Genomic DNA, 13,004 nt, shown 5'->3' on the forward strand with positions numbered 1-13,004 from the left:
TTTTACTTCAGCCACTCTCGCGCCTGAGCGGGAGAATCGACCATCACGCCGTCTGCTCCCAGGGCTTTTGCTTTCTGGTAATCCTCTGCGGAATTCACTCCCAGCAGGATAATGTGTCCATTACCCTGAGAGCGGAAACAGTCCATCGCCTCTTTATCCCAGGTCAGGGTTGCCGGAGAAACACCCTCGCCAAGGGTGAACTTTTCCACCACTTCCACCTTGCGGTTCAGCTCCAGCCCGTACCAGTACGCCTCCATTTTCTTTGCTGGCGTCTGGCACACGTGGTTCAGCGAGATATTTGCCAGCCGGGTACGGGTTTCACTCCGGGAGACAAAGCGTGGAATTTCGACTGGCAGAGCATCCAGATAGCGATCTTCCGTTGAGTACACGCGCACGCGTTTCAGGCTATTGGTCTCTTTCAGCACGGTAAGCAGCTGTTTGCCCATTTCTGCCGAGTCCGCGTCAGGGGATTTGATATCAATGTAGAACGGAGTCTCAGGCCAGCGTTCAAGCACGGCTTTCAGCGTCGGGATCGTGGCGCCGGCGACATTCTCTTTCCATTTCGCGCCTGCATTAAATGTCGCGAGTTCCGCCTGGGTATACCGGGACACTTTTCCCTGCGCCGTGGTTAACGCACTTAAATCGCTGGGACGATACAGGACAGGCACGCCGTCACGGCTGAGCTGTACGGTAATCCAGATAGCCTGAGCGTGGTTTTCCAGCGCCAGCGCGATCGCCGGAAGGGTATTCTCTGGTGCGTCTGCGGTTCCACCACGGTGGGCGATAATCTGTGGGTCCGCCCAGGCGTGAGTGGCGATCAGCAGTGAAGCAATAATCATCTTTTTCATGAATAATTTTCCATTTAAAATATTTTAACTTAATGAATTTTAACGATTTATTGACGGGATCTTGTACCACGATTTAGTGACAGAATTGAGACAGTAAAACTGCTGACGCATTTTTTGTACTTTGTTATACTGGATGTAATTACAGGTATGGTGAAGACGATGCGCAAAATCATCCATGTCGATATGGACTGTTTTTTTGCTGCGGTGGAGATGCGGGACAATCCGGCGCTGCGGGATATCCCCATTGCCATTGGCGGCAGTCGCGAACGGCGTGGCGTGATCAGTACAGCTAACTATCCGGCGCGCAAGTTTGGCGTGCGCAGCGCCATGCCCACTGCGATGGCGTTAAAACTTTGCCCCCATCTTACCCTGTTGCCGGGGCGCTTCGATGCCTACAAAGAGGCCTCCAACCATATCCGTGAAATCTTTTCCCGCTACACCTCCCTGATTGAACCCCTGTCGCTGGACGAAGCCTATCTGGACGTCACCGACAGCCTGCACTGTCACGGCTCCGCCACGCTGATGGCTCAGGAGATCCGCCAGACGATTTTCAATGAACTGCAGCTCACTGCTTCGGCGGGCGTCGCGCCGGTAAAGTTTCTCGCCAAAATCGCCTCGGACCTCAATAAGCCCGACGGCCAGTATGTGATCACCCCTGACGAGGTTCCGGCGTTTATCAAAACGCTGCCGCTCGGCAAGATCCCGGGCGTGGGTAAAGTCTCCGCCTCCCGGCTGGAGAGCATGGGGCTGCGCACCTGCGAAGATGTGCAAAAAAGCGATCTGGCGATGCTGCTCAAGCGCTTTGGTAAGTTTGGCCGCGTGCTGTGGGAGCGCAGCCAGGGCATTGACGAGCGCAACGTTAACAGCGAGCGGCTGCGTAAATCGGTTGGTGTGGAACGGACGCTGGCCGAGGATATCCACGAGTGGGAAGCCTGCGAAGCCATCATTGTTGAACAGCTTTATCCTGAACTGGAGCGGCGGCTTACGAAGGTCAAACCGGATCTGCTGATCGCCCGCCAGGGAGTGAAGCTGAAGTTTAACGACTTTCAGCAAACCACGCAGGAACACGTCTGGCCGCGTCTCAACAAAGAGGATCTGATTGCGACCGCGAAGAAAACCTGGGAAGAGCGTCGGGCAGGGCGCGGGGTTCGGCTGGTGGGATTACACGTCACGCTGCTGGATCCGCAGCTGGAACGACAGTTGGTGCTGGGGCTGTAAAAAAGCCCGGTGGCGCTAACGCTTACCGGGCCTACAAAGGGCATTAATCCGTATGGTACTGTCCGTAGGCCCGGCAAACGCAGTGCCGCCGGGCATCAGACCGCACCTTACTTAGCCGGAATCGCTTTCAGCAGTTCGGTCAGCAGGGTCCAGTAATTACCCACGCTTTCGATATGAACCTGCTCATCCGGAGAGTGCGGACCGGTAATGGTTGGCCCGATGGACACCATGTCCATGTCCGGGTACGGCTTTTTGAACAGACCGCATTCCAGACCTGCGTGAATAATCTGAATGTTCGGCGTGCTGTTGAACAGACGCTGATAAGTTTCACGCACCAGCGCCATCACCGGAGAGCTTGCATCCGGCTGCCAGCCCGGGTAGCTGCCTTTGGCGACGGTTTTCGCGCCAGACAGTTTGCCCAGAGATTCCAGCGTGCTCACCACGTAGTCTTTACCGCTGTCGATCAGGGAGCGGATCAGGCAGATGATCTCTGCGCTGTCGTCACCCATGGTCACCACGCCGACGTTCAGGGAGGTCTCCACCACGCCTTTCGCCACGTCGGAGTTGCGGATCACGCCGTTTGGCGTGGCGTTCAGCAGCTGAACAAAACGATCGCGTGACTGTTCAGTCAGCGCCGCTTTATCGCTGGCGATTGCTTCCAGAACCATGGTCAGGTTCTTCTCTTTAGCTTCCAGTTCGTTTTTCAGGATATCCACATAAACGGAGGAGAGCTTTTTCAGCGCATCGGCTTTGTCTGCGGCAACGGCCAGGGTCGCGAAGGCTTCACGCGGGATAGCGTTACGCAGCGTACCGCCATTGAAATCGACCAGACGCAGATCCAGTTCCGCAGCATGACCGGCCAGGAAACGGGCCAGCAGCTTGTTGGCATTGCCCAAACCTAAGTGAATGTCAGCGCCGGAGTGGCCGCCTTTCAGCCCTTTCAGCGTCAGCTTGAAGGTCTGGAACCCTGCCGGGATCGCTTCACGGGTCAGTGGCAGCGTGGAGATAAAGTCGATACCGCCCGCGCAACCCATGTAGATTTCGCCTTCCTCTTCGGAATCGGTATTGATCAGGATATCCGCCTGCAGCCAGTTTGCCTGCAGACCAAATGCGCCATCCATACCGGCTTCTTCGGTCATGGTCAGCAGCACTTCCAGCGGGCCATGCTCAACGCGGTCGTCAGCCAGCACCGCCAGCGCAGAGGCCATACCGATGCCGTTATCCGCACCCAGGGTGGTGCCGCGGGCTTTAACCCATTCGCCGTCGATGTACGGCTGAATCGGGTCTTTGGTGAAATCGTGAACGGTGTCGTTGTTCTTCTGTGGCACCATGTCCAGGTGAGCCTGCAGCACAACAGGTTTACGGTTTTCCATGCCTGGGGTAGCAGGTTTACGGATCAGAATGTTGCCAACCTGGTCGCGTTCAGCGTGCAGCCCTTTTTCCTTCGCCCAGCCCATAATGTGTTCGGCAAGCTGTTCTTCGTGATAGGACGGATGAGGAATGGAGCAGATTTTGGCAAAAATATCCCACAGCGGTTGTGGTGATAGTTGAGACAGTTCAGACACAGTAAGTCTCCTTGTCGATCTCCTGCAGACAATCTTGCAGGTCACGGGGTTAGCAGGTTTAGAGTTACCACAAGTCAGACTTGCGAGGTGGGTTTGAGAATACCACTTTCTCTGTCGGCTGGTAGGGGTAAGCAAGTAAAAACTCCCGCTGTAACCGCTTAGCACTGGTTTTTAGTGCTTCAGATCTCTATAATCTCGCGCAACCATTTTCCCCCTCGAACACTTTTTAAGCCGTATAAACACAGGCTGGGACAATTCACATGAGCGAAAAATACATCGTCACCTGGGACATGTTGCAGATTCATGCACGTAAACTGGCTGCACGCCTGATGCCATCCGAACAGTGGAAAGGCATTATCGCTGTCAGCCGCGGCGGTCTGGTACCAGGGGCGCTGCTGGCACGTGAGCTGGGTATTCGTCATGTCGATACCGTGTGCATCTCCAGCTACGACCACGACAACCAGCGTGAGCTGAAAGTGCTGAAACGCGCTGAAGGCGATGGTGAAGGTTTCATCGTGATTGACGATCTGGTTGATACCGGCGGTACGGCAGTCGCTATCCGCGAAATGTATCCAAAAGCGCATTTCGTTACCATCTTCGCCAAGCCGGCCGGTAAGCCGCTGGTTGACGATTATGTCATTGATATCCCACAGGATACCTGGATCGAACAGCCATGGGATATGGGCGTCGTATTCGTCCCACCTATTTCAGGCCGCTAATAAATACATTTTTAACGCCCGGTGATGCCGGGCGTTATTTTTTTCGCCTCTGTCGCGTTACAATGATGCCCTCTGACGTATCTATAGAGGCAGCGCGCAATGTCCCAGGCGAATCTCAGCGAAATTCTCTTCAAGCCCAAATTCAAGCACCCGGAAACCTCGACGCTGGTTCGTCGTTTTAACAGCGGCGTACAACCCTCAGTGCAATCGGCGCTGGATGGCAAAAACATCCCGCACTGGTACCGCATGGTGAACCGTCTGATGTGGATCTGGCGCGGCATCGATCCCCGTGAAATTCTCGACGTGCAGGCGCGTATCGTCATGAGCCAGGCCGAACGTACCGACGAGGATCTGTACGATACGGTGGTAGGCTATCGCGGCGGCAACTGGATTTACGAATGGGCAAAACAGGCGATGCTCTGGCAGCAGAAGGCCAGCCAGGAGGAAGATCCTCTGCTTAGCGGCCAGCACTGGCTGCACGCCTGTAACCTCTACAGCATCGCGGCATACCCGCACCTGAAAGGCGATGAACTGGCGGAGCAGGCCCAGGCGCTGGCGAACCGTGCCTACCAGGAAGCGGCCCAGCACCTGCCTGGCCGTATGCGCGAAATCAGCTTTACCATCCCCGGCGGCCCGGCGGTGACCGGCTTCCTGCATATGCCCCCAGGCGACGGCCCTTTCCCGACGGTGATGATGTGCGGCGGCCTCGACTCCCTGCAAACCGATTACTACAGCCTGTATGAGCGCTACCTGGCGCCGAAAGGGCTGGCGATGCTGACCCTCGACATGCCGTCGATTGGCTTCTCGTCAAAATGGAAACTGACGCAGGATTCCAGCTTGCTCCACCAGCATGCCCTGAAAGCGCTGGAACAGAATCCGTGGGTGGATCACACCCGGGTGGCGGCGTTTGGCTTCCGCTTTGGCGCTAATGTCGCCGTTCGTCTGGCCTATCTGGAATCATCACGCCTGAAGGCGGTGGCCTGTCTGGGGCCGGTGGTTCACGCTCTGTTAAGTGAACCCGCCCGTCAGGGCAGCGTGCCGGAGATGTATCTTGATGTGCTGGCCAGCCGACTGGGTATGCACGATGCCTCAGACGAGGCGCTGCGCGTGGAGCTCAATCGCTACTCCCTGAAAATGCAGGGGCTGCTGGGCCGCCGTTGCCCTACGCCAATGCTCTCGGGTTTCTGGAAAAACGATCCGTTCAGCCCGGAAGAGGAGTCCCGCTTAATCACCTCGTCATCTGTGGATGGCAAACTGCTGGAGGTGCCGTTCAGCCCGGTGTATGAGAATTTTGACAAAGCCTTGCAACAGATCACGCGCTGGATCCATCAGAGATTGAGTTAAGAGATTGCTAATTTTTTGAGGTTTGGTAAAACAGTGGCTTCACAAAAGGAGATCGCAATGACGTTACCGAGTGGACATCCGAAAAGTAGAATGATCAAGAAGTTTATGGCTCTTGGCCCCTACATCCGCGAAGAGCAGTGCGAAAAGAATCGTTTCTTTTTCGATTGCCTGGCCGTGTGCGTTAACGTAAAGCCAGCGCCGGAGAAGCGCGAATTCTGGGGATGGTGGATGGAAATGGAAGCCGAAGAGTCACGCTTCACTTATAACTACCAGTTTGGCCTGTTCGATAAAGAGGGTCACTGGCAGGCGACGGCCATTAAGGATCCGGAAGTGGTCCAGCGCCTTGAGCACACCCTGCGTGAATTCCATGAAAAAGCCCGTGCGCTGCTGGCAACGTTCGATCTTAAACTCGAGCCTGCTGATGATTTCACCAACGAGCCGGTGAAATTAACGGCATAACGTCTGACGCGAAAAACAGACAATAAAAAACCCGGCACCGAGCCGGGTTTTTTTTATTTGCATAAATCAGAACTGGTAGGTCACACCCAGCGCAACGATGTCATCGCTGCTCACGCCCAGTTTATTATCGTCGTCAATCTGGTTGATTTTATAATCAACAAACGCCGACATATTTTTGTTGAAATAATAGGTCGCGCCGACGTCGATATATTTCACGATATCTTCATCACCGATACCTTCAATATCCTTACCTTTAGACTGGACATAACCCAGGGATGGACGCAGACCAAAGTCAAATTGATATTGCGCAACGGCTTCGAAGTTTTGCGCTTTATTAGCGAAACCACCAGAGATTGGCGTCATATTACGCGTTTCGGTGTACATGGCTGCCAGGTAAACGTTGTTCGCGTCATATTTCAGGCCGGTGCCCCAGGCTTCTGCTTTTTCACCTTCGCCGCGTGCCAGCAGATTCTGGGCATTGGTGCGGTCAGAGTTGGTGTAAGCGCCGCTGATAGCGAAATCGCTGCCGCCGAAATCATAGGTCAGTGCAGTACCGAAACCGTCGCCGTTCTGTTTTTTGGCTTCGCGGCCTTCGTTTTTACCCTGATATTGCAGGGTCAGATCCAGGCCATCAATGGCGCCGAAGAAGTCGGTATTACGGTAGGTTGCCAGACCGCTGGCGCGTTTGGTCATGAAGTTGTCGGTCTGCGCGGAAGAGTCACCGCCGAATTCCGGGAACATATCGGTCCAGGCTTCAACGTCATACAGCGCGCCCAGGTTACGACCGTAATCGATTGAACCAAAGTCCTTCAGCTTAATACCGGCAAAGGCCAGACGGGTTTTCTGCGTTGCGTCGCTTTCGGCTTTATTGCCGGAGAATTCTGCTTCCCAGCGGCCATAGCCGGTCAGCTGTTCGTTGATCTGCGTTTCGCCTTTAAAGCCGAAACGCACGTAAGTCTGGTCACCATCTTTAGCATCATCATCGCTGATATAACGCATGGCTTTTACTTTACCGTACACGTCCAGTTTATTGCCGTTTTTATTAAATACTTCGGCTGCCTGTACAGATGAAGTTGCCACAACGCTCATTACCACTAATGCCAGAGTACTCTTTTTCATTTTCAATCCTGGTTTTATATATACGCGCTAATATTCGCTGAACAGTCAGCTGATGCTTATGTTCCGTGAAAAAACAGGAAGGGTTTTAACTTTCTGTAATGAACGTTTTATGACAATCTCAGAATAATTTTAAATAAATGTATTTTTCTGTTTCAGTAATAAAAGTGTCAAAGTTTGCCGCTACGCTTCCTGATCCCGCGCAACAAAGTGGTGGCCTTAGTGCTAAGGCGGTTGGCAACAGGCCCCAGTCCTGATAAAAAGTCTGATTGATATCATTTCCCCTATTTTGAACGGCAGAGAATCATGAGTGACAGCCAGACGCTGGTGGTAAAACTCGGTACCAGTGTGTTAACAGGCGGATCGCGCCGCCTTAATCGCGCCCACATTGTTGAGCTTGTGCGCCAGTGCGCGCAGTTGCACGCCGCAGGGCATCGTATTGTGATTGTCACCTCCGGGGCGATCGCCGCCGGGCGTGAGCACCTGGGCTACCCCGAACTCCCCGCCACCATCGCCTCCAAGCAGCTGCTGGCGGCGGTAGGGCAAAGCCGCCTGATCCAGCTCTGGGAACAGCTGTTCTCTATCTATGGCATCCACGTCGGGCAGATGCTGCTGACCCGCGCCGATATGGAAGACCGGGAGCGTTTCCTCAACGCCCGCGACACCCTGCGCGCGCTGCTGGATAACAACATCGTTCCGGTGATTAACGAAAACGATGCGGTCGCCACCGCAGAAATCAAAGTCGGCGATAACGATAACCTCTCCGCGCTGGCCGCCATTCTGGCAGGGGCAGATAAACTGCTACTGCTGACCGATCAGCAGGGTCTGTTCACCGCCGACCCGCGCACCAACCCGCAGGCTGAGCTGATCACCGATGTGAAAGGCATCGACGACGCGCTGCGCGCCATTGCGGGCGACAGCGTCTCTGGCCTCGGCACCGGCGGTATGGGCACCAAGCTGCAGGCGGCCGACGTGGCCTGCCGGGCGGGGATCGACACCATTATTGCCGCAGGCAGCCGTCCGGGCGTGATTGGCGACGTGGTGGAAGGCATTTCGGTAGGCACCCGTTTCCATGCCGAAGCCACCCCGCTGGAAAACCGTAAACGCTGGATCTTCGGCGCGCGCCGGCCGGCGAGCTTATTGTGGATGAAGGCGCGACCGCCGCGATTCTGGAAAGAGGCAGCTCATTGCTTCCAAAAGGAATTAAAAGCGTGACAGGTAACTTCTCCCGTGGTGAAGTGATTCGTATCTGCAATCAGGAAGGGCGCGACATTGCCCACGGCGTCTGCCGCTACAACAGCGACGCGCTGCGCCGCATTGCAGGCCACCATTCACAGCAGATCGATGCCATTCTCGGCTATGAGTACGGCCCGGTTGCTGTCCATCGCGACGACATGATCACCCGTTAAGGAGCAGGACATGCTGGAACAAATGGGCGCCGCTGCCAAAGCCGCCTCGTACAAACTGGCGCTCCTTTCCAGCCGCGAGAAAAACCGCGTGCTGGAAAAAATTGCAGAGTATCTGGAAGCCCAGTCCCACGAGATTTTGCTCGCTAACGAGCAGGATCTGCTGGAAGCCCGCCGCAACGGCCTGAGCGAGGCGCTGCTCGATCGTCTGGCGTTAAACCCCGCACGCCTGAAAGGCATTGCCGACGACGTGCGTCAGGTATGCAGCCTCGCCGATCCGGTAGGGCAGGTGATTGACGGCGGACTGCTGGACAGCGGCCTGCGCATCGAACGTCGCCGCGTGCCGCTGGGGGTGATCGGCGTGATCTACGAAGCCCGTCCCAACGTGACCGTAGATGTTGCCTCGCTGTGCCTGAAAACCGGCAACGCCGCCATCCTGCGCGGCGGGAAAGAGACCTGGCGCACCAACGCCGCCACGGTAAAAGTGATCCAGCAGGCGCTGGAAGAGTGCGGCCTGCCGCCCGGGGCGATTCAGGCGATTGAAAACCCGGATCGTGCCCTGGTCAACGAAATGCTGCGTATGGACAAATACATCGACATGCTGATCCCGCGCGGTGGCGCAGGCCTGCACAAGCTGTGCCGCGAGCAGTCGACGATCCCGGTGATCACCGGCGGTATCGGCGTATGCCATATCTTTGTGGATGACACCGCCGACGTCGACCCGGCCCTTAAGGTTATCGTCAACGCCAAAATCCAGCGTCCAAGTGCCTGTAACTCGGTGGAGACGGTGCTGGTGCATCAGGACATCGCCGACACCTTCCTGCCAGCGCTCTGCAAGCAGATGGCGGAAAGCGGCGTTACCCTGCATGCCGATGCCAACGCGCTGACACAGCTGCAGAGCGGCCCGGCGAAGGTTGAAGCGGTGAAAGCGGAGCAGTACGACGACGAGTTCCTGTCGCTGGATCTGAACGTGAAGGTGGTTGCCGATCTCGACGACGCCATCGCCCACATTCGTGAACACGGCACTCAGCATTCCGATGCGATCCTCACCCGCACCCTGAGCAATGCGAATCGCTTTATCAACGAAGTGGACTCTTCTGCGGTTTACGTCAACGCTTCTACCCGCTTCACCGACGGCGGCCAGTTTGGCCTGGGCGCCGAAGTGGCGGTAAGCACCCAGAAGCTCCACGCCCGCGGCCCGATGGGGCTTGAAGCGCTCACCACCTACAAGTGGATCGGCTTCGGCGACGATACTATTCGCGCGTAATCCCCTGCGCGGGCAGCAACCGCTGTTGCCCGCGCTATCCCTGATTATTCTGGCTTGCCCGTTCCTGTGCCGCCGAGTCCAGCGCGGCGATTTGCTCCTTCAGTGCCGTCAGGCTAAGCGGCCTGCTGATTAAATACCCCTGGGTTTCATCGCACTCCATCATCATCAGCTTTTGCAGCTGCTCTTCGGTTTCCACCCCTTCTGCGGTAATGCTCAGCGAGAACGCTTTGCCGAGGCCGATAATATTTTCGACGATGGTGTTGGCGCTGTCGCTCCCCGGCATGCCGTCGATAAAGGATTTATCCAGCTTGATGCCATCGAACGGGAAATTGCGCAGGTAGCTCAGGGAGGAGTAGCCGGTGCCGAAATCGTCCATCAGCAGCTTCACGCCCAGTTTCTTCAGCGCCAGCATGATTTCGAGGCTGTTCTCCGGGTTCCACAGCGTGGCATTCTCGGTCACTTCGATCTCCAGCCGGGCCGGATCCAGCTGCGACTCCTGCAGCGCCTCCCTGATGCGATCCACCACCTGCCAGGATCGGAACTCGACCGCAGAGATGTTCACCGATACCGAGAGGCCATGCAGCGTCTGCTGCGCATCCCGGCAGGCGGTTTTCAGCACCCAGTCGCTGAGCGGGATAATCAGCCCGGTCTCTTCGGCGAGGGAGATAAACTGATCCGGCATGATCAGACCAAGTTCGGGATGATGCCAGCGGATGAGTGCCTCCACGGCGATGATCCGTGATGAGTTGTGGCCATAGCGCGGCTGGTATACAAGACTGAACTGCTCTTTTTTGATGCCCTCGCGCAGGCTCTCTTCCATCTCCCGGCGCTGCACAATCTGCTCTGCCATTTCCGGGGTGTAGAACATCCACCTGTTACGCCCGGTGGTTTTGGCCCGGTACAGCGCAATGTCGGAGAACCGCAGCAGCTCGCCCGCGTCGACGGCATCATGCGGTGCCATGGCGATCCCGATGCTGGCCCCAATCACGATCTCATTTCCGTTGATCAGGAAAGGGCGCGTCAGCTCGGTGATGATGCGTTCGCACAGGGTCTCAATGTAGCGCCGGTCGTGAATGTCGGAGATGATCAGAATAAACTCGTCCCCGCCCTGGCGCGCCACCAGATCGTAATCCCGGATGCAGGCCCGTAACCGGGCCGAGACCTCATGCAGCACGCTATCACCGGCACCGTGGCCGAACAGATCGTTGACCGGCTTAAACTTATCGAGATCGAGACTCAGCATCGCCAGCGGGTGCATCTGGGTAGGCTGTGCCCGCAGCTTGCCCTCCAGAAACTCGCGCATGCGCACCCGGTTGGGCAGCCCGGTGAGATCGTCGTGTCGGGAGAGGTACTCCACGCGCGCCTGGGCCTCGACTTCGAGGGTGACATCCGTGGCGGTGCCGCGGTAGCCGGTGATCCCCTCCGGCGCGACAACGGGTTTGATCGCAATATGGCAGTAGCGCTGGTGGCCCATCGCCGACAGATAGCGGCAGTGCAGCAGGCGGCGATGGCCCGTCTGGCCGGGCAGGGTGATCCACTCCGCCAGCGACTGGTTTTCTGCCTCCATAAATTCGCTGAGCGGGCGGCCGATCCAGGACGAGATACTGTGCCCCGTGATCCCCGGAAAACGCTCAGAAAGCCAGGTGAAACGCAGTTCGGTGTCCGTCTCCCAGATCCAGTCCGTGGTGGCCTCGGCGACGTCACGAAAACGTCTTTCGCTGGCGGTCAGCGCCAGACGGTTCTGCGCCAGCAGCCAGGTATTTTCGTCATACATACGCGCCTTTTTCAGCGCGTTGCGCCCCAGTATCACGCCGGGAACAGCGGTGCAGAGCGCGAGCAGGATCAGCAGCGGCAGGATATAGCGCATCAGCTCCCGCCCCGGATCCTCACTTTTCCACTCAAAAGTGACCTGCTGACCATCAACCGGGAGCGTCGCCGTCCCGCGGCGACCTGCCAGCTTCGGCGCGCCCTTATGCTGCACGCGTGTCTCGGCGATTCCGTACTCCTCACCCAGCGCGGTGAGCTTACGCGCATCCAGCACGTCCACAAACACCAGCACCGATGCGGAACCAGGAGCAACATTAATGCTTGAGTCATCACCCGTGGTGATGCGCGCTGCCGCCACGAGTGCCGGATGGCCATCCTTCATCACCACCGTACTCGCCACTGGCATGGCGTCAGGCTTATCTATTTTTTGCGTCAGGTCGGGCAGGGGATCGTCACCCAGCCAGGATTGCAGGGAGCGAGCCACCAGCTTGCCGTTAATCACGCTGTAGCGAGTCTGCCCGCTACCGTCGAGCACGAACACCCCTTCGTACTCAAAATCGCGCCACAGCGAAGCGCCCATATTCTGGCGGGTATAGGCCCAGTCAGTGTCCACCCTGGGGTGAAGATGCTGGTAGGCCTCGCCCCACCAGGCATAGTCTTTGATGTGGGTCGTGAGCGTATCGACACGGTTATAGATCGCCTTTTGCAGCAGCATGGCGCTGTGCTTATCGCTGTCTTCGTTGATATTGCGCACGATGGTCAGCAACGCGATGATGGCGATGATAAACAGCATCGCCAGCAGAGACACCATCACCAGCAGGGCGCGTTTGATAAAGCTGGCGGTTCTTTTCGGCTCAAGGTCCGTGCCGGCTACGTCATCGGAGACAAAAAATTTATGCATTATTCACCCACTCTCTCAGGCTTTTCTTCGTTCCGGTCTCTGTAAGTATCGACCTGTTCTGGCGGGGCTTGATTTTAATAAGTTAAAACTGAAGATAGACGATCCTGGAAAGATGCGGGGAGAGGGGGCAGGCAGTGTGGGTAAATAGTCGCCAGCGGAGCGGTTGAAAAAGCCAAAAGAGGGCAGTAACCCTTCGGTTTGTGTTGATTTTGTTCATGGTGCTGCAAAAAACAACAACCAAAAGGCGAAGGCTTGACGGGGTGGGCGCTTTTTCTTACCCTTTTACACCGAAGCACCCCTCCTGAAAGCCGATATAGCTCAGTTGGTAGAGCAGCGCATTCGTAATGCGAAGGTCGTAGGTTCGACTCCTATTATCGGCACCATTCTTACTTCT

The 13,004-nt window shown here is 56.5% G+C and carries 9 protein-coding genes, 1 tRNA gene and 1 pseudogene; 7 read left to right on the forward strand and 4 right to left on the reverse strand.

From position 1 onward, the window contains the following. Positions 1 to 2: 2 nt before the first annotated feature. The gene (locus tag K5I40_RS21505) at positions 3 to 848 is read right to left on the reverse strand and encodes a glycerophosphodiester phosphodiesterase family protein (protein ID WP_223075603.1); all 846 of its coding nucleotides are present in this window, start codon (positions 846 to 848) and stop codon (positions 3 to 5) included. Between the two features lie 159 nt (positions 849 to 1,007). Between K5I40_RS21505 and dinB the strand changes: the two genes are divergently transcribed. Further along, entirely contained in the window at positions 1,008 to 2,066 is a 1,059-nt protein-coding gene (gene dinB / locus K5I40_RS21510; RefSeq protein ID WP_039032116.1) for a DNA polymerase IV, read from the forward strand. A 107-nt stretch (positions 2,067 to 2,173) separates the two neighbouring features. Here dinB and pepD read toward each other — a convergent pair whose 3' ends face one another. Next, complete coding sequence (pepD, locus tag K5I40_RS21515; protein ID WP_223075602.1) at positions 2,174 to 3,631, reverse strand: cytosol nonspecific dipeptidase; 1,458 nt, start codon at positions 3,629 to 3,631, stop codon at positions 2,174 to 2,176. Between the two features lie 260 nt (positions 3,632 to 3,891). On the opposite strand from pepD, the gene gpt reads away from it, so the two are divergent. From gpt to crl, 3 genes are all read left to right on the forward strand, one after another. Beyond that, positions 3,892 to 4,350, forward strand: a complete 459-nt coding sequence (gene gpt / locus K5I40_RS21520; protein ID WP_032616685.1) for a xanthine phosphoribosyltransferase — start codon at positions 3,892 to 3,894, stop codon at positions 4,348 to 4,350. Positions 4,351 to 4,449: 99 nt separating this feature from the next. Continuing rightward, positions 4,450 to 5,694 (forward strand): esterase FrsA, encoded by a 1,245-nt coding sequence (frsA, locus tag K5I40_RS21525; protein WP_039032093.1) that lies wholly within the window; start codon positions 4,450 to 4,452, stop codon positions 5,692 to 5,694. Positions 5,695 to 5,751: 57 nt separating this feature from the next. Then, positions 5,752 to 6,153, forward strand: coding sequence for a sigma factor-binding protein Crl (gene crl / locus K5I40_RS21530; RefSeq protein ID WP_223075601.1), 402 nt, complete (start codon positions 5,752 to 5,754; stop codon positions 6,151 to 6,153). 66 nt (positions 6,154 to 6,219) lie between these two features. On the opposite strand, the gene phoE is transcribed toward crl, so the two are convergent. Then, entirely contained in the window at positions 6,220 to 7,272 is a 1,053-nt protein-coding gene (phoE, locus tag K5I40_RS21535) for a phosphoporin PhoE (RefSeq protein WP_039032095.1), read from the reverse strand. Positions 7,273 to 7,575: 303 nt separating this feature from the next. Here phoE and proB point away from each other — a divergent pair. Beyond that, positions 7,576 to 8,678, forward strand: a pseudogene (gene proB, locus K5I40_RS21540) (glutamate 5-kinase). 10 nt (positions 8,679 to 8,688) lie between these two features. Further along, positions 8,689 to 9,942: a glutamate-5-semialdehyde dehydrogenase gene (gene proA, locus K5I40_RS21545; RefSeq protein WP_223075600.1), complete on the forward strand. Its 1,254-nt coding sequence runs from the start codon at positions 8,689 to 8,691 to the stop codon at positions 9,940 to 9,942. Between the two features lie 34 nt (positions 9,943 to 9,976). Here proA and K5I40_RS21550 read toward each other — a convergent pair whose 3' ends face one another. Next, entirely contained in the window at positions 9,977 to 12,610 is a 2,634-nt protein-coding gene (locus K5I40_RS21550) for an EAL domain-containing protein (RefSeq protein ID WP_286011614.1), read from the reverse strand. A 307-nt stretch (positions 12,611 to 12,917) separates the two neighbouring features. On the opposite strand from K5I40_RS21550, the gene K5I40_RS21555 reads away from it, so the two are divergent. Next, positions 12,918 to 12,993 (forward strand) — tRNA-Thr (locus K5I40_RS21555). The last annotated feature ends 11 nt before the right edge of the window (positions 12,994 to 13,004 follow it).

This window comes from Leclercia sp. LTM14, assembly GCF_023736175.1.
In the GTDB taxonomy this organism is placed as follows: domain Bacteria; phylum Pseudomonadota; class Gammaproteobacteria; order Enterobacterales; family Enterobacteriaceae; genus Enterobacter; species Enterobacter barmai.